This is a genomic window from Stieleria maiorica (assembly GCF_008035925.1).
Lineage (GTDB): Bacteria > Planctomycetota > Planctomycetia > Pirellulales > Pirellulaceae > Stieleria > Stieleria maiorica.
Map to the genome: position 1 here is coordinate 9,292,171 of NZ_CP036264.1, position 18,006 is coordinate 9,310,176.

The 18,006-nt window shown below is 60.5% G+C and carries 12 protein-coding genes; 3 read left to right on the plus strand and 9 right to left on the minus strand.

Annotation, left to right across the window (positions count from 1 at the left end):
- Nucleotides 1-241: 241 nt before the first annotated feature.
- The 5 genes from Mal15_RS31785 to Mal15_RS31805 all read right to left on the minus strand — a co-directional run bounded on the left by Mal15_RS31785 (nucleotide 242) and on the right by Mal15_RS31805 (nucleotide 6,444).
- Nucleotides 242-1,546: a DUF1501 domain-containing protein gene (locus Mal15_RS31785; RefSeq protein ID WP_147871407.1), complete on the minus strand. Its 1,305-nt coding sequence runs from the start codon at nucleotides 1,544-1,546 to the stop codon at nucleotides 242-244.
- Between the two features lie 60 nt (nucleotides 1,547-1,606).
- Nucleotides 1,607-4,471 carry a DUF1549 and DUF1553 domain-containing protein gene (locus tag Mal15_RS31790; protein WP_233903147.1) on the minus strand — a complete coding sequence of 955 codons (2,865 nt, stop codon included), beginning with the start codon at nucleotides 4,469-4,471 and terminating at the stop codon, nucleotides 1,607-1,609.
- Nucleotides 4,472-4,552: 81 nt separating this feature from the next.
- Nucleotides 4,553-5,179: a coiled-coil domain-containing protein gene (locus tag Mal15_RS31795; RefSeq protein ID WP_147871408.1), complete on the minus strand. Its 627-nt coding sequence runs from the start codon at nucleotides 5,177-5,179 to the stop codon at nucleotides 4,553-4,555.
- A complete protein-coding gene (locus Mal15_RS31800) occupies nucleotides 5,169-5,774 on the minus strand; it encodes a hypothetical protein (RefSeq protein ID WP_147871409.1) in 606 nt (201 codons plus the stop codon). Before Mal15_RS31800 ends, Mal15_RS31795 begins: the two co-directional genes overlap by 11 nt.
- A 52-nt stretch (nucleotides 5,775-5,826) precedes the next feature.
- The gene (locus tag Mal15_RS31805; protein WP_147871410.1) at nucleotides 5,827-6,444 is read right to left on the minus strand and encodes an RNA polymerase sigma factor; all 618 of its coding nucleotides are present in this window, start codon (nucleotides 6,442-6,444) and stop codon (nucleotides 5,827-5,829) included.
- Between the two features lie 218 nt (nucleotides 6,445-6,662).
- Here Mal15_RS31805 and Mal15_RS31810 point away from each other — a divergent pair, with 218 nt between their 5' ends.
- The gene (locus tag Mal15_RS31810) at nucleotides 6,663-7,643 is read left to right on the plus strand and encodes an ROK family protein (RefSeq protein ID WP_147871411.1); all 981 of its coding nucleotides are present in this window, start codon (nucleotides 6,663-6,665) and stop codon (nucleotides 7,641-7,643) included.
- 154 nt (nucleotides 7,644-7,797) lie between these two features.
- Here the strand turns inward: Mal15_RS31810 and xylA are convergent, their stop codons facing one another.
- The 4 genes from xylA to Mal15_RS31830 form a co-directional block, all read right to left on the minus strand.
- The gene (gene xylA / locus Mal15_RS31815; RefSeq protein WP_147871412.1) at nucleotides 7,798-9,117 is read right to left on the minus strand and encodes a xylose isomerase; all 1,320 of its coding nucleotides are present in this window, start codon (nucleotides 9,115-9,117) and stop codon (nucleotides 7,798-7,800) included.
- A gap of 547 nt (nucleotides 9,118-9,664) precedes the next feature.
- On the minus strand, nucleotides 9,665-11,551 hold the full coding sequence (locus Mal15_RS31820) for a proprotein convertase P-domain-containing protein (protein ID WP_147871413.1): 1,887 nt from the start codon (nucleotides 11,549-11,551) through the stop codon (nucleotides 9,665-9,667).
- Between the two features lie 152 nt (nucleotides 11,552-11,703).
- Nucleotides 11,704-14,343, minus strand: coding sequence for a secretin N-terminal domain-containing protein (locus tag Mal15_RS31825; RefSeq protein ID WP_233903148.1), 2,640 nt, complete (start codon nucleotides 14,341-14,343; stop codon nucleotides 11,704-11,706).
- Between the two features lie 152 nt (nucleotides 14,344-14,495).
- On the minus strand, nucleotides 14,496-15,320 hold the full coding sequence (locus Mal15_RS31830; RefSeq protein ID WP_167547174.1) for an SDR family NAD(P)-dependent oxidoreductase: 825 nt from the start codon (nucleotides 15,318-15,320) through the stop codon (nucleotides 14,496-14,498).
- Nucleotides 15,321-15,509: 189 nt separating this feature from the next.
- Here Mal15_RS31830 and pyk point away from each other — a divergent pair, with 189 nt between their 5' ends.
- A complete protein-coding gene (gene pyk, locus Mal15_RS31835) occupies nucleotides 15,510-16,946 on the plus strand; it encodes a pyruvate kinase (RefSeq protein WP_233903149.1) in 1,437 nt (478 codons plus the stop codon).
- Nucleotides 16,943-17,905, plus strand: coding sequence for an oxidoreductase family protein (locus Mal15_RS31840; protein ID WP_147871415.1), 963 nt, complete (start codon nucleotides 16,943-16,945; stop codon nucleotides 17,903-17,905). The genes pyk and Mal15_RS31840 overlap by 4 nt, the downstream gene beginning before the upstream one ends.
- The last annotated feature ends 101 nt before the right edge of the window (nucleotides 17,906-18,006 follow it).

Below are 18,006 nucleotides of genomic sequence, written 5' to 3' on the forward strand. Positions count from 1 at the left end.
GCGAGCCGCAGACCGCCACGTCACGCGAACGTTCAACTGGGAAGGGCCCGTAGGCTCGCGCCAAACGGCTGATCATGGTTTGACATCAGCCGGTTCGCGCCAGCGCGAGCGGCCCGATCATCAAGCGGTATCGGGCTCAAGTCGCCAGCGCCGAGGGCCACCCGACGCCTCTCGCTAGTGCTTCGGGCTGGTGTCGCTGGTGTTCCTCGCTCCGGCGCATCATTTCGACTGATGACGCGCGCTACGCAAACAGGTCCTTGATGATCGAGCCGTCGCGGACGAGGGTGATCGGACGTCCGGTCGTGCTGTCGTATTCCAGCGTCGGGTCGATGCCCAGGTTGTGGTAGAAGCTGGCTGCGACGTCATCGGGCGAGATGCCTTCGTGTCGCGGACCCGACGCCGTGTCATCACTTTCGCCGATCACTTGGCCGCCGCGCACACCGCCGCCGGCCATCAGCATGAACATGCAACGCGGATAGTGGTCGCGTCCGCCTTCAGCCGATCGGGTGTTGATCTTCGGTGTGCGTCCGAATTCACCGGTGACGTAAACGGCCGTCGAACCGAGCAAGCCGCGTTGTTCCAGACCGTTGAGCAGACCGCTCAGGCCGGCATCCAGCTTGGGCAGATTCTGGGTTTTCAGTTTGGTGAAGTTATCGGTGTGTGTGTCCCAGCCGCCCAGTTGGACGGTGACGAAGCGGACGCCGGATTCGACCAGCCGCAGAGCAAGCATGCAGCTTTGGCCGAACGAGTCTTCGCCGAATTGGCGGGCAAAGCTTTCCGGTTCCTGGCTGATGTCGAACGCCGATCGTGCCCGCGAAGAAGTGATCATCGAGTACGCCTGGTCGCCGAACTGGTCCAGACCGTCCAGCAATTGGTCGTTCTTTTCCAGATCGGCAAAACGTCGATCGAGTTTTTGCAGCAGTGATTGTCGGCGATTGATTTCGTCTACGCCGATGCCGCCGGGCAGCGAGATGCCGCGGACATTGAACGGCCGTCCAAAGCTGGGCGCCGAATTGGTTTCCAGCGGCGAGTAGCGGATGCCCAGGAATCCGGGCCCTTGGCTGGCCTTGGGGACGGCGACGGCGCTGGGGATGTCCGGATCGGCGGGTTGTTCCTTGGACATCACGGCGGCAAAGCTGGGGTATTCCAACGCGGGAATCGGCTTGCTGCCGGTGTTGACGTATTCGCGTCCCAGTCGGTGTGCGGCCAAGGTGTGGCTGACCCCGCGTAGGATCGCAAACTTGTCCATGCACTGGGCCAGTTTCGGCAAGTGCTCGGAGATCTGAATACCGGAAACGTTGGTTGAAATCGGATTGAAGGAACCGCGATGGGTGTCCGGCGCGTTCGGTTTCAGGTCAAACGTGTCCATGTGAGATGGGCCACCGGGCAGCTCGATAAAGATCGCCCGATCGGCGTGTCCGGGTGCGACCTGTCCGGCGGCGGCCAAGCGGTTGTAACCGGCCAGGGTCAGGCCGCCGACCGACAGGGTGCCGATCTTCAGAGCGTCACGTCGTCGAACGCCATCGCAGGTTTGATGAAATCTCATGAGTGATTATCCGGAGAACGATTGGAAGGATGAAAGACGGGAAGGGGAGGGAAGGGCGGCTTAGTGGCTGATGATGAATTCTTTGGTGTTCACGAGGGCCCACATCAGGCCCTCGATCCCATTGGTCTTGTTTTCCGACTCGTTGATGTAGTCGACGGCGATTTGAATTTCTTCGTCGTCGGGGTAACGACTGAGCGTCCGCAGGTAAGCCTCGTCGACCACCTCTCGAAGCGTTCGGTCCGACGTGATCGCCGCATCGGTGTCGCCGCTGTGAAGCGGCGGTGTCAGTTCCGGCCAGCCATTCGGGTCGGCGATCAGCTCGTCCAACGAGGGCACGTGATAGTTTTTGCGAAGCTTTTTGGCGTAGCTGTTGTATTGCTGGGCGAGCTTCTTTCTCATCGATTCGCGACGCGCTTCGGGCAGCTTGGCGAATTGACGGACGCGTCCGATCATTTGCCGCCGCATCGATTCGGCGGCACGTTCGGCCGCGGCGGCTTTGGGATCGGTACCAGCACCGGCACGTGGCGCGGCGATTCCGAGTTCCTTGCAGGCTTCGGCAACCCAGCCGTCGCGGGCGGCGATCCGGTTGTACATTTCCGAGTCATTTCGCAGATAAATCGATTGCAACAAACTCGGTGCGTCGCTGCGGTCGCAGTCGCAATTGCTTTCGCGGATCGACTGGCCGAAGACTTCCAGTGCGAAATCCGAACCGTTACGGCGTCGGGCTTTGCCGTCGGCGATGGCCATCTGGTCAAGCTCACCGCGCAGTTGGGAGGCTTTTTCGGTCGATCCGGTCGCCAGCACCACCATGTCGTAAACGACTTCGGCGGGCAGACGACGGGGGATGTGGTGCGAAAAGTTCTTGCGATCACCGGCGTTGGTGGAATTCGTCGCCGAGCTTCGCTGGTAGGTGTCGCTGGAGACGATCTCGCGGTGCAGCCATTTCAGGTCAAAGTCATGGGCGATGAACTCGCCGGCCAAATGATCTAATAGTGCGGCGTTGCTGGGCGGGTTAGCCAGGTTCATGTCGTCGGTCGGATCGACGATGCCGCTGCCGAAGTAGTTTCCCCAGACGCGATTGACGATCGCTTTGGCAAAGTAGGGATTGGATTCGTCACGCAGCCATTGCATCAGGGCCGGCCGCGGATCATCGTCCAGCTCGAGGGCCTGGTCGATGCCGAGAATTTTTCCGGTGGGAACGCGAACCGGCGGCAGCTTGCGTCCTTTCTTCTTAGCGTTCGCACGTTGTTTCTTTTGCGCGTCGCTCAGGCCGCGGGTGGTGATGTAAAGTTCGCCGAACGGGACGACTTCGCCGGATCGGGCGGCTTGCTGAATCTTGCGGCGCAGCTCACCCCCGTTCAGCTTTTCGCCTCCGGTCAGTTTCTCCATCAACTCCTCGCGGGCCTTTTTGGATTCCGGGGAGACTTGGTTGGCGTTGCCGGATCGCACCACGCCGAACAGCTTTGAAAAATCGTCAAAGTCTTGTTTGGACCACTGATCGAAGGGGTGTTTGTGGCATTGGGCGCACTCGATCCGAACGCCCAGGAAGGTGTAGGCGAATCCGATCGCGCGGTCTTCGGGTTTTTGGAAATTCCGCCGCGACCAATACAGCGGCATGCTCTCACGATCGGCAAAGCGTTCGTAATCCCCGCCGCAGATCTCAGTCATTTCGCGACAGTATTCGAGATAACTTTCGTCTTCTTCAAGTGAATTGGCGCTGACGATGCCTTCGATGATTTGGTCATAGGGCATGTTGTCTTGCAGGCGTTTGCGCAGCCAGTGGAACCACAGCTTGGTGCCGACGTTTTGGACCGGCAGCACGTTGTTCAGCTGTTCGGCGTTGTTGCCCGTCCAGTCGCTCAAGCGAGTGGCCCACCAGGCGCCGTAGGCGGGTGATCGAAGCAGTTCGTCGATCAACCGCTGGCGTTTGTCGGGGGCGTCGTCGGCCAGGAAGGCGGCGACGCGTTCTCCCGCCGGCAGCACGCCGGTGATGTCCAGCGACGCTCGGCGGATGAATTCGGCGTCGGTGCAGATGTCGGAGGCGACGACGCCGAGTTTGTCCAGCTTTTGCCGGACCAGCACGTCGATCGCGTGGGTCGGTTCGCCTTGGGCGATCGATTCGGCGGCGTCCCTGGCGGTCTGGCTGGGGGCGGCGGAGATCGGGCGCAGGACCGGAACAGGCACAACGGCATTGTCGTAGTAGACGACGACGTGGGTGTCGCCGGCGTCACCGGATTGGACGTTCCCTTCGGCGTCGATCGCGGCGATCGAATCGTCGTTGCTGCTGAATCGACACAGTGCGGTGACGTCTTCCACGGTGCCGTCGGCCCAGTGAGCGATGGCGGTCAGCGAGACCGTTTCGGCGTTGTCACCGAAGCGAATTTCAGCCGGTTCGATTTGAAGCTTGTCGAGCGACTGGAACGACTCTTTGTCGAACCGCGCGCCGTCGGCGATCCAGTTCCGCAGCACACGGTACTGCCATTGGCCTTTTTCGAATCGTTTCCCGCCTTCGTGCATGTCGGCATCGGTTGGCTTGGCCAGGATCAGGCTTTCATCCACGTCATCGGGATCGACCCGGCCGGTGTTTTCGGCCAACAACGCGGCGTGGTCGCCGCTGAAATCGTAGCCGAACAACGACAATTGAAAGTCGCCTCGGCCTTGGAAGGAGCCGTGGCAGGCTCGGCCGTTGCATCCCAGACGCCCGAGCAGGGGCATCACGTGTTTTTGAAAGTCCGGAACTTCGTCGACGTCCGCGTCGGAAAAACGCGATTGGATCGAAGCAGTCGGGAGCGTGACGACATCGTCGCTGTGTTGGTCCGACCGGATGGGCGAAATCGGCTCCGCCGTTGCGACGCCGATGCCGACGACGGCAGTCGCGGCGGCCGCCAAGCAGCAGACCAACAGACGTGATGAAAGCTGTTTCATGGGATTCAGGCAGGTCGGTGGGAGGGAAGGGGAAGGAAAGAGCGGTAATCGACGCGGGGGAACAAGCGGCGTCATCAACGGCTATTCTTTTCGTCCGGATTTCCGCAGGTAGGTTTGGAAACCCTTCTGGATGTTGTCGTCCAAATTGGACTGTTTTTCGTCGAGTCGCTTTTCAGCGGTTTCGAGTTGTTCGTTCAGTTTGTCGAGTCGTGATCGGATTTGTTCGACTTCGAAGCTGGCACGCGCGATCTGGGCCAATTCCAATCGCTTGGTCGCTTCACGCAGTGCCGCGCGGTCTTTCTTGTTGTCACGGATTTTCAACTTGGCGACCAACAGGTTGATAGCCGATTGTGCTTGCACGACGTGGACTTCCAATTCAAACGCTTCTTCGCCACGCTTTTTCGCGGTTTGCAATCGCCGCGACGACTTGGCCAAGTTGCTGATGGCGATGCCGTATTGTTTGGGTTCTTTTTCGCGCAGTTGGTCGAGCAGGACTTTGATTTCGGGCAGGTGGTCGTGGACCATCTGCAGTACCGCTTGCTCGCGTTCGGTGGCAAGCGTGGGTTGCGGTCCCGCTTTTTCCAATTTCGATTGAGGCGGGTTGTCAGCGCCCAGAAGTGGTGCGTGCACCGGCGGCATGGCAGATCCGAAAATGCCCAGAATGCAGGCCAGATGCAGGATCCGGCGTGGTCCTCGTTCAACCTTCATTCCGCTCTCCCTCGCCCATCGCCGCTTCGACGGCCACCACCATCCAAGAAAATGAATCGTCGTCGACCGCTTCGCTCGCATCATCCGCCGCTTCACCGTTCAGGTCTGTCGTCTCCCAGTCGACGGCCTGCCAATCGATCGTTTCCCAGTCGATGGCGGGATCAACCCAGGTCTTGGCCAGTTCGTATTCAAATGCCGCTGGGTTGGGAATCGATTCGAGATTCAGTGCGGTCGCGTTGCGGTCGATCTGGTTTTGCGGAGAGTTCATCCGATACAGCGAAAGGACCAGGATGCTGGCCGCGAGCGACGTGATCAGCAGCATGACTCGTTGCCGCGTTCGTGTCGTCGTGATCGTGGTTTCGAGTGGCGGTTGCGATCGCGGCGTCGGGGCGATGGCATCGCCGGCTGGCAGAGAGCGGGCCGCGACGTTGCACAGCAATTCGCTTTCGCGGAGCAACGCCTGGGCGACGACGGCCGAATCAAATTCGGATTCGAATGCCGCGGCGTCGGCCGCTGTCATTTCGCCCAGCAGGTAATCCGAGCAGCGCTGGCGAAGCAGCGGATCGCGGTCGGAGGGGACGTTGTCAGAGTTCATGGGGATCGCCCTTCTTGTGCAGGGCCGAGTGTTTCACGCGGGGTGGTCGGTGTTAGGTCGAGTCGTCGACATCAAGTTCATTTCGCAGCTGTTGCATCGCGCGACGCATTCGCGTCAACACGGTCCCCAACGGCTGATCGAGTCGATCGGCGATGGCTTGAAAGGTCATGCCTTCGCCGAGCCGTAGCCGGATCACTTGCTGGACGTTTTCGGGCAGCGTTGCGATCGCTTGGTGAACGCGTTGCAGCGTCTCTTCGGTTTCCAGGTTGAGTGTTGAATCGGTATCGATCTGAAAGGTCGAATGGGCGTGCTTTTCCAGCACACGGTCGGTCGTGGATTTCTTTCGCCACCAGCGTGCCGCCTCGTTGGCGGCAACCCGATAGAGCCAAGCTCGGCGGGCGGGCGGTGGGATCGCGGCATCGTTTTTGAGCATCGCAACGAAAACGGTCTGCAGGCAGTCATCGACGTCGGCCGTCTGCGGCAGCTTTCCGGACAGGAACCGTCGCAAACCCGTCTCCGCGTCATCAAACACCCGACGCCAGAGGTCCTGGTTGCCCCCCTCGCCAACGCCGTTGTTGCTGGGGTGTGGTTGCCGGGACGAATCGCCAGGAAGTTCGGGGGCGGGAATCTCAGGGACGGGGTCGCCATCGTCGGCAGGGAGGTTGCTCATGTTCTGCACTAGCCGCGATATACATTGCGCGCCGCGGCAGGTTTATTTCATACGTTCAGTCGGATTTCGATTTTTTTCTCGGCGAATCGACCCCAAATCGCCAGAATGCGGCAAGTGTTGACCAAGCACGAGAAAATTCGTCGCCCCTACTGACGCGATCCGTGGCGTGGTGGGATGATGTAGCTTAGCCGAACGTAGAGAGACACGCTGGAGTGATCATGGCAGAGAAATCAGACGACATCTGGATCGGATTCGACCTTGGCGGCACCAAAATGTTGGCGATCGCCTATGACGATCAGTACAACGTGCTCGGCCGTCGCCGCCGCAAGACGCGTGGCCGCGAGGGCAGCGATAGCGGGATCGCCCGAATCGGGTCGACGATCGAACGTTTGATCGCTGAAAACGATTTGGACGCCAAGCGGATCCGCGGCATCGGCATCGGATGTCCCGGCCCGATCGACTTGGACAACGGGCGAATCTTGACGACACCCAATTTGGGCTGGGACGACGTCGACATCCAAAAGTTCCTGCAGAAGAATTTCGATTGCCCCGTCGTCGTGCTCAACGATGTCGACGCCGGTTTGTATGGCGAGTACCAGTTCGGCGCCGCCAAGGGATCACGCTGTGCCGTGGGGATCTTTCCCGGTACGGGCGTCGGCGGGGCCTGTGTCTATGAAGGGACGATCTTGCAGGGCGCCGGCGTCAGTTGCATGGAGATCGGGCATACCCGGATCAGCAGCGGATCGCGCAGCAGCGGCTTCGAATTACCGGGAACCTTGGAAGCCGAAGCGAGCCGATTGTCGATCGCGGCCGAAGCGGCCAAAGCGGTGTTTCGTGGCGACGCACCGGCCCTGGCCAAAGACGCCGGAACCGACTTGGCTGATATCCGCAGCGGTGCGTTGGCCGACTCGATCAAAGCGGGCGACAAGGTCGTCCGGCGGTTGGTCGAAGAGGCCAGCGAAACGATCGGGATTTCCGTCGTCAACATCATCCACCTGCTGTGCCCCGATACGATCGTCCTGGGGGGCGGTTTGGTCGAGGCGATGGAAGACCTGATCATCGGCACCGTCACCAAAACGGCGCGAAAGAGCGTGATGAGCGTCTACAAAGACCGCTTCAGGGTCGTCGCCGCACAACTCGGCGACGACGCCGGGGTGAAAGGTGCCGCCGCCTGGGCACGGCGGAAGATTGAAACATAGTTTCAAGTTGATGCCTCGTTCCAAGGCTCCGCCTTGGAACGCAATGCCGTTGTGGCTCCGCCACACGTCACCGACCGTACGTGAGGCGGAGCCTCCGAAGTCAGTGTGTCCCCAGGCGGAGCCCGGGGACAAGTTGAGCCTGAAACCAGAAGCGTTAAACGCGATCGACGTAGCGATTGACGACGCTTTCGAGCAACTCTTGTCGGCCGCTGACGTTGGGTGCCGCGTCGCCTTTTTCCAGCATGTAGGTTTCCAGGTCGGCGAAGTTGACTTCACCGGCTTCGATCTTGGCACCGATGCCGCTGTCGAAGCTGCTGTACCGATCGCTGATGAAACCTTCCAGGGCGTTGTCGGCGCGGATGGCCGCGGCGATTTTCAGTCCCTTGGCGTAGGCGTCCATCGATCCGACGTGGGCGTAGAACAGATCGATCGGTTCGAAGGATTCGCGACGGACCTTGGCATCAAAGTTCACGCCACCGCTGCCCAGACCGCCGTGTTTGAGGATGTAATACATCATCTGGGTCGTCAGGTAGTAATCGGTCGCGAACTGGTCGGTGTCCCAGCCCAGCAGCATGTCGCCGGTGTTGGCATCGATGCTGCCCAAGGCGCCCTGGGCGCCGGCGTAATCGATTTCGTGCATCATGGTGTGACCGGCCAGCGTCGCATGGTTGGTTTCCAAGTTCAGCTTGAAGTGGTCGGTCAAGTCATAGGCCCGCAGGAAGTTCATGCAGGCGGCCGCGTCGCTGTCGTATTGATGCTTGGTCGGCTCTTTCGGCTTCGGCTCGATCAGGAATTGGCCCTTGAACCCGATTTCTTTGGCGTAGTCGACGGCCATGTGAAAGAACTTGGCCAGGTGGTCCAGTTCACGCTTCATGTCGGTGTTGTAAAGGTTTTGGTAACCTTCACGGCCGCCCCAGAACACATAGTTCTCCCCGCCCAGTCGCTGCGTGACTTCAAGGGCTTTTTTGACTTGTGCCGCCGCGTAAGCGAACACGTCGGCGTTGCAGGTGGTTGCCGCCCCGTGCATGAAGCGTGGGTTGGAGAACATGTTGGCGGTGCCCCACAGCAGTTTGACGCCGCTGCGTTTTTGTTCCTCTTCCAGCACGTCGGCGACGGCGTCAAAATTGGCGTTGGTTTCACGCAGCGAGCTGCCTTCCGGGGCGACGTCGCGGTCGTGAAACGCGTAGTAGGGGGCCTGCAGTTTTTCGAACAATTCGAACGCCACTCGGGCACGGTTCTGGGCGTTCTCGACCGACTCGCTGCCATCATCCCAAGGCCGCACCGCCGTGCCGGGGCCGAAGGGGTCGCTGCCGGTGCCGCGGAACGTGTGCCAGTACACGATCGAGAACCGGAAGTGGTCCTTCATCGTCTTGCCTTCGACGACTTCTTCGGGGTTGTACCAGCGAAACGCCAGTGGGTTATCGCTCTGGGGGCCTTCGTACTGGACGGTCGAAATGTCGGGAAACGCTGACATGAAAAGATCTGGGGATGGAAGGTGGTATGAAAGAATCGCCAAGGAGGGAGTGCGAATCAACAGCGTCCAGTTTTGAAACCTTGACGCTCCTCAACAAGCCGATAAGTCGCCAAGATGATACTCACGCTCATTCCGCTGGGAAAGAATCTCAATGCCGGGTCGGTGTCTCGTGTCCGGGGGATGGGAATCAGGGGAGGAGGTGGCAGGAGGATGGGGAGCAGAATGAGAAGGGGCAAGACGATGGGGGCAAAACGATGGGGGCAAAACGATGGGGGCAGAATGATGGTGGGGCAGAATGATGGTGGGGCAGAGTGATGGTGGGGCGGAGTGATGGTGGGGCGGAGTGATGAGGGGCAGAATGGTGAGGAGGCGTGAGCTGCCGTTCAACACGCGTTTGAATACCAGCCGGGGATCCGTGGGCACGCCCTGCCATCCGTGGGCATGATTCATCCTGGCGAGGGAGAGTGCAGGCTGGGGGTTGCAGAGATGCGTCGAACAAGGCCTGACTGGACAGCGTTAACTGAATGTCGCTAGGTTTGACCGACCTTCATTGGTCGCCGCCTCGTTTGCCTAGGGCATTCTTGTATTCTTGAATGGCGGCGGCACGTTCGGTCATTTGTCGGCGTTTTTCCTCGTCGCTCATTTTCTGCCATTCTTCCGGCGACGGCTTGCGCAGCTTCTGGGCGTACTCCGCTTTTCGCTCGGGGGTCCAAAATCCAGAAGCGGATGGCTTGACGTCCTTGCCCATCGACAGCGCCTTGATCGCGAATGACGAATCGCTACGCGTCGGCGAAGGTTGTTCAGTCCCGACCGCCGTCGTCTGCGATTCGGTCACGTCCGCTTCGCCGGTCAGGGTCTCCTCTGCCGGCGTGTCGTCGATTTCGGGGCGGTCGAGCAACGACTCTTCATCCGGTCGTGCGATCAGGGACCAGCGGTGCAGCATGCCGAAGCGATCGCTGCGGGAGCAGCGGATGGTCAACTGCCAGACGCCATGGATGCTCTTGCCGTTGAACGCGCTCAAGCTGGGTTGTCGTTTCGTCAGACCTTCGGGTTGGAAGGAGCCTTCGAAGGGTGGTCGCGCTTTGACGATCGGCGTGGAAGCCTGGTCGTCGAAGACGGTGTTGTCGAAGTGGTCGTCTCGGCCGCCGATTTGAGTGAACAATTCGATCCGTGTGCCATCGGGGCCGGTCAGGTAGGCGTCCAGGCCGGAGACGTTGGTGTGTGTCAGCGACAGTTGCAGGTTCAGGTCTGCAACCAGAAAGTTTTCCGGGATGTCGATTTCCGAAACAATGGTTTTTTTGGGCGGCAAGATTTCGGCGTCACGATTTTCAAACCTGCCGCCCATCATGGACTTCGACGCGAGCACTTCTTCCGGCGCGAGCAGTCCGTCTCGGTTGGCATCGAGCGCGACGAATTCGGCGACCCGTGCGTCGGTCAACTCGGTCGCAAACTCGGTCAGGTCGACCTGCTTGTCGCGGTTGACATCCAGTTCGTAGAACCAGCCGGGCAGACCTTCCATCAGGTCACCGGTCTGATCCTGCAGGTTCTTGAAGTAGGCGAACAGCTCGTCGCGTGAGAGTTCACCGTTTTGATCGGCATCGATGGCGCCGGTGGGCAGGCCCAGATCGATCGTCTCTTCCAGTTCCAGCCGACCGTTGCGATTCGCATCGAACCGTCCCAGCACGGCGGCGGTCAACCAGAAACGGTCGCCGCCGGATCGCCACCATTCGGATCGCTCGCGCCGCCGTCGATCGTCTTCGCTTTCTTTTTCGCTGCGCCGGACCCCCATCCCGGTTCGTCGGGCGCGTTGCCGCAGTTCGTCCGACTCGTCGCTCAGCATCCGTCGTCGGGCGTAGCGCTGGGCGAGTTCCAGGCGGCTGAGTTGGTCGTCCTTGTTCAGGTCCATGCTAAACGGATCGCGATGCGTCCAGCGGGCCCGTGAGGCTTCGTATCGACTGAGGTAGCCGTCGCGGTCGCGGTCGTAACGCTCGAGCGTTTCGTCGGCTTCTTCCAGGTCTTGGTGTTGGTACGGGTATTTGACCTCCGACAAACCGAACTCCGGCACCACGGGATCCTCGTCTTGCGGCCGGAAATCCTTCACCGCTCGATCGCGGCTGGCGCGAACTCGTTCGCCGGCAACCCCGTTTTTGAGTGCGTGATAGATGCGGGCTGCTTCCTGCCAGTTTTCGATGCGGTTGGGGCGATCCAGCGACATGCGTCGCGCTTCGGCGATCCGTTCAAAGTACGGTCGAGAGAGTGTCGTGATCTCCTCGGGTTCGATGTAACCGTTCTCGTTGCGATCGAGCAGGTCCAGGGATTCACGCAGGCCGGCTTGGGCATGTGCTGTTGTTGCGTCCAAGGTGTGGGCGACGGCGCACACGATTAAACAGATCAAACAAACGGCCGGCCGCAACTGCGGTCGAGCACGAGACATCGACAATCGTCGGTCCAGCGTAGCTACCTTCGCCAGAAGGCGGTTCCCCTGCGTTTCCCACGCTCCGGCGAGCGTCGCTACGTCAAACTGACGCCGTCTAGCGGTGCAACGATTCATCGGCTGATCGGTCAGCCCGAGCAGTTGGTTTGGCACTATCGCTTTCCGTTGGTCGAGGAAGACGAACGCGAGGAGGTGGCGCGCGAGGCCGAAGCGGACACGCGTGAACTCGATCGGGAGCGACCGTCACTTTGGCCCAGGAAGATCTCTTGCAACACCGTTTCCAGCACCTCGCTATTGCTCGGTGTGATGACTTGGATCATCTGTTCGCCGCGGATGTCGATGGTCTTGACCAATGCCTCGACTTCTTTGAACAACGGATCGGGGGCGGTCACGATCAGCGAATTGCTGGGCTCGTGAACGGCCAGCGTCATTTTGGGTTCCAAATCGCGGGCCTGTTGGGCGGCCGGCTTGGCGGCTTTCTTACCCTCCGACTTCTTGTCCTTGGGCGAGTCTTGTTCCTCATTGCGAGCCGCATCGGCCCGGGTCGCGCCACCGCCTCCGGGAGCGCCGGGGCCTGTGGTTGCTGCGGCGACCCTTCCGGCAAACGCCTGCCGGATCGCCGCTTCGACTTCCACGGCCTTGGAATTCTGTAGCTCGATCACGTGCGATGTGCCGTAGGTTTCGATCGCGGTGATGCTGCTGTCTTTTTCGATGATCCGCAGGTAGTTTTCGATCAGTTCGACGTCGTCGACGGTCCCTTGAACGATCAACCGGTTCAGCCGGGAGTCGGCGACCACGGTTGCTGACCCGGCGATCAACGTGATCGTGCCCTCGCGGTTGGTGATCAGGCTGCCCAAAAAGGAGTCAGTCGGGGAGGAGATCGACGCGTTGACCAGGGTGTCGCTACTGCCGGCCACCGCTTCGCCGCCGTCCAGCAATTCGGCCAGCATCCGAATGGCGTCATCGGGGCGAGTGTATTTGAGATAGAAAACGATGGGTTCGGCCGGCAGCGCGGTTCCCGGTCCGGCCAGCGTTTCCAGGTGATCTTGGAATTGGTTCAAGACATCAACGTCATCGCACTGGATCAACAGTCCGCGGGTGGTCAATTGGCATTCAATCGCGGACTTGGTGACGTCGGCAGCGGGCGTTTGCAGCAGGCGCCCGCGGTCGGAAATCGAAACGAACTGGGGCGGCGTCTTGCTCTCCAAAGCATCCAAAAAGTCATCGCCGCGTTGTGATCGTTCGTCTGCAGCATCATGAACGACGCGTTCTCGTCGTCCGCTGTCGGCGGAATCTTCGGATTCAAAGAACACGATCGGATTGGGCAATCGCCAGAACCGGGCGGCCAGCATCAACGATTGCTTGGCATGGTTGCCGGTCAGGGGCAGCAGGCGGATGCTTTCGCTGGAAGCGACCGAGTCTTGTTTCTTGTCCAGACCTTCAACGATCTGTTTGATCTCGTCGATTTGTGACTGTCGGCCGCGGACGAACAGACGTCGGTTTTCCGGGTCGGCGTCGATCTTCGGCGGTGGCAACGGCATTTCGTCTCGATCGCGATCCCGTCGATCGTTGTCCTCAAACTCATACGGCAGATCCAGCATCTGTTCGACCAGCGCGATCGCCACGTAGGGATCCACGGTCTTCAACTCGATGACTTCGAATCGCGCTTCGTCGGCGGCCAGTTTTTCGACCGTCTGTGCGATTTCTTCTTGGATCGACGGCGGGGCGAGGGCGACAATGGTGCCCGCGGTGACATCCTTGGAAATCCTGATGTCCTTGCCCGCGAGCAGGGTTTGCAACACGTCGTAGGCCAAGTCGACGTTGCCGCCGGCGACTTCATGCGTTTGCAGTTGGGCGTTGGTTTCGGTGTCGGTCAGCGAGGGGGCCGGAACATCGATCGACTCGACCAGCTTTTCGATCAGCTTGACCTTGTCTTCGATGCCGGTCACGAAGATGTTCTTGCCTTCCAGGTCGGCCGACAGACTGACGTCGATGCCGATCATTTCTCCGGTGGCCAGACCCAGGTGCGGGCGGGCGACCAACAACACGTCTTCCGCCTCGACGTGTTTCAGCGGAAAACTCTTGACGATCGTGCCGTTGTCCAATTTAGATGGTTCAAAAGAATCCAGAATCGCTTTGACGTTTCGGAGCTTTGCCACCGTGTCGGTCACCATCAACTGATTCGTCTTGTTGAAGACCGCGGGCGTCATCATCAGCTTGATGGCGCCGAGTTCCTCCACCGCGTCTTCGGCCGAGAGGGCGCCCAGCGGGAACAGGCATTTGACGACGTCATGGCTGTTTCGATCGGCCAATTCGTCGGCGCGAATCAATTCGGCCAGCGCGTCGAGTTGTTGCAGACTTCGCGGATCGCTCAGGTTGATGACCGACAGCAGGTTGCCGCTGCGCACCAAGGTGTATCCCTGGGGCAACAGAAACAAATTGATACGATCGATCGCTTCTTGGTGCGTGAATGAGTTCGGGTCGCTGTAGGTGAAGCTGCCGGCGGGGACTCCGTCGATGTGCAGTGCCAGATTGGCTTCTTCGGCGATCCAGTCGATGACGTCCCGCCAGGGCACTCCGGTGAATGCGAATCGGACTTCGTCGGATTGGGCAGTGGCGTCGGGAGTCGCTGGCGGAGCGGGAAGCTCCGGAATCGGCAGCTCTTGGGCCGGCAGCGAGGGCATCGTGATGATTCCGCCGGCCAGAATTCCGCCGGCCACTGCGCCGACAAAAACGAGACGAAAGACGCATTGGCCCGGGGAGGAGAGGCGGGCATGCCGTGATCGATTCATTCGGCAACTCGTTGATCGATGGAAACGCCCGCTTTCGGTTCAAGCTTGCGTTGGGGTGGGGCGGGACGCTGGCGGGGGACCGGGTGGGACCGATCGCAGCGTGGGTGGGACACTATAGAGGGTAGTGAAGCTGGCGACGAAGTCAATCTTGATCAGCTGGTGAACTTGATCAGCAGCCAGTCGCCCAGGCGCGGAAAGGCGTTCCCGAGCACGATCAACAGTCTCAGATAACCGGGCAGGATGACGTCGGTGCGGCGTCGCCGGGCGCATTGCAGCACGATTCGGGCGACACGCTGCGGCGCCAGACCCTTGACTTTGGTGCCGCCGCCGGGGGCGGAGGCGGAGGCGGGCAGGGAACCATCGGCGCGGTCGCGATAGCGTGTGCCGGCGTCCTCGCGGCGAATCGGACCGGGGCTGACCAGGGCGACGTGGATTCCCCGCTCCCGCCATTCCAACCGCAGTTGCTGCGTCAGCCCGGTCAGCGCGTGTTTGGCCACGTTGTACCCCCCCAGGTACCGCGCGCCGACTTTGCCGGCCAGTGAACCGATGTTGACGACGCTGCCACCGGAGCGTTCCAGCAATCCGCGCAAGGCTTGGCAGCAGAGCAGGGCGGTGGTCACATTCTGGTCGATCAGCTCGCGCAGACGTTCCGCGTCCAGTTCATCCGCCAGACCGCGATCGCTGGCACCGACGCAATTGACCAGGCTATCAAGACGCCCGAATTGACGCTCGACCTCGGTTGCGATGCGATCGCATTCACTGCGTCGACCGACGTCACCGGGCAACGTGGCGATGCTTCGTCCGGGACGCGACTGAAGCTGTTGTTTTGCCGCATCGAGTCGCTCGGCGGACCGGCCGACGATGATGACTTGGTAACCGGCGTCGGCGAACGTTTCTGCGATCACCGACCCCAACCCGGCGGAGCCTCCGGTGACAAGTACGACCGGTCGGCTGGGGGATGGTGGTGAGTCGGGCAACGGGCCGGCCGAGGGGAGGGGGGAGAGCAGGGCAGGGAAGGGCAGGGCGAGCTAAGGGAACATCGTTCCCATTGTAGGCAAAGTAACGGGGATCGAAAGTGACCCCCAGGCCGCCTTTCTTTGCAGATTCTGCCATCCACGTTACAACGGTCCCCATCGATCGATGGAAACGCCACCACCAGACAACCAATGACCATGCCCAGTCCGACGCTTCATCAGTCATGCACCAAGATCGTCGCCACGGTCGGCCCGGCCTGTGATTCGCCCGAACAGCTTGCCGAGTTGATTCGGGCCGGCGCGGACGTGTTTCGAATCAACACGGCGCACGGAGAGATCGCCGATCACGAAAAGAAAGTCACGGCGATCCGGCAAGCATCGGAGCTGACCGGCACGCCGGTCGGGATCTTGTTGGACCTGGCCGGGCCGAAGATCCGTTTGGGAGAATTGGTCTGCGATCCGCTGCAGTGTGACGTGGGGATGGAGCTGACGTTCATCCGTGAAGGTGAACCGGCGACGGCACACGAGCTGACGGCGACCTACCCCAAGCTGATCGACGAATTGCGGCCCGGCAATCGCGTGATGCTGGCCGACGGGTTGGTCTCGTTGGAGGTGGTTTCGGTCGATCGCGAGCGCGCGGTCTGCCGCGTCACCGCCGCCGGCGAAGTCCGCAGCCGCCAAGGGATCAATTTGCCCGGTGTCAAGTTGTCGGTTTCGGCGCTGCAACGCAAGGACATTAAGAATGCCATCTGGGCCGCCGATCATCACATCGATTTCATCAGCCTGTCGTTCGTGCGGACCGCCGAAGACGTCTACTCGCTCAAGAGTGTCCTGACGGCGCACGATTGCGAAGCGTTGGTGATCGCGAAGATCGAAAAGCCGGAAGCGATGGAGAATCTGGAAGACATCGTCGACGTTGCCGACGGGATCATGGTCGCACGCGGCGACTTGGGGGTCGAAATCGATGTCGCCGAAACCCCGATGGCGCAAAAGCGGATCATTCAGGTTTGCAAGGACAAGGTCAAACCGGTGATCGTCGCGACGCAAATGTTGGAATCGATGCATCACAGTTCGCGGCCGACCCGTGCCGAAGCGAGCGATGTCGCCAACGCAATTCTGGATGGTGCCGATGCCTGCATGCTGAGCGGTGAGACGGCGGTGGGGGATCATCCGATCAAAGCGGTTCAAATGATGAGCCGCATCATGCAGTTCACCGAGAAATCGCTGCGGCACGACATGTCCGACCGCACGATCACCAATCGCGTGCATCCGATCACCACGGCGGTCACCTACGCGGCGACAAACATTGCCGAGGCGATCGGCGCGGCGATGATCATCATCGCCACCAAAAGCGGTGGCACGGCGTGGGTCAAAAGTAAGTCCCGTAGTTTGATTCCCACGCTGGGCGTCAGTGATTGCGAGGCGACGTTGCGGCGGATCAACTTGTTCTGGGGGATCAAGCCTCGCAAGGTCTCTCAAATGGAACACCCCGCCATGATCCGCGCCGAAGTGTGTCAGTGGGCCAAGGCAAAAGGTCACCTCAAGACCGGTGATCGCATCGTCTTCGTCAGCGGCAGCGGTGTGGTTGAAAACGCGCACAATTCCGTCGTCGTCCATACGGTGGAATGAACGAACGCGAACTTCAGTCTTTCGTCTGTGACGCGGTGGGTGCCGACGGCGTGATCGACGTCGAACCGATCCAATCGCTCTGGAGCGGTTACGGACAAATCCTGCGGATGACGCTCCGCGGTGATCATGTGCCGTCATCGGTGATCGTCAAACACATCGCCCCGCCGGAATTTGGGGTTGCCAATCCACGCGGCTGGTCCGGCGATCTTTCGCACGCCCGCAAGCTGCGTTCTTATGATGTCGAGACGAACTGGTATCGCGACTGGAGCCGTCATTGTGATTCGCGGTGTCGCGTCCCGGCATGCTACGCGATCGAGTCGCTTGCCGGCGGTCGTGTGCTGGTGTTGGAGGATCTGGATGCAGCGGGTTTTCCCAATCGTTGCGGTCGGCTAAGTGATCCGCAGCTTTTCGCGTGCATCGGTTGGCTGGCGAACTTTCACGCCACGTTTTTAGACCGAGACCCGACGGGGCTTTGGGAAACCGGAACGTATTGGCACCTGGACACGCGGCCGGACGAATGGGCGGCGATGCAGCCGGGGCCGCTGAAGGATGCCGCCGCCGAGATCGACGCCCGCTTGTCGGGATGTCGCTTCAAGACGCTGGTGCACGGGGACGCCAAGGTCGCCAACTTTTGTTTCGCCGAAGATCACGCCGAAGTGGCCGCGGTCGATTTTCAATACGTCGGCGGCGGCTGCGGGATGAAGGACTTGGCGTATCTGATGGGCAGCTGCCTGAGCGACGAGCAATGCGATCGCCGCGAAATGCAGTGTTTGGACGTCTATTTCCATGCTCTGCGCTCGCGCGTCGCTCCGGCGGTGAGCGACGAACTGGAACAGGAATGGCGCTGGCTGTTCCCTTGGGCCTGGGCCGATTTTCATCGTTTCCTGTGCGGCTGGTGTGCGACGCATCCCAAGCTGACCGACTACAGCCGCCGCATGGTGGATCGGGTCTTGGGGTAACACCTGCACCTCGACATTGATGGCCCTGTCGAGGTGTCCGATCTCTTCTCGGCGCAGCTGACCCCATCCACATCCGTGCGCACAAAATTTAGCGTTTTGTG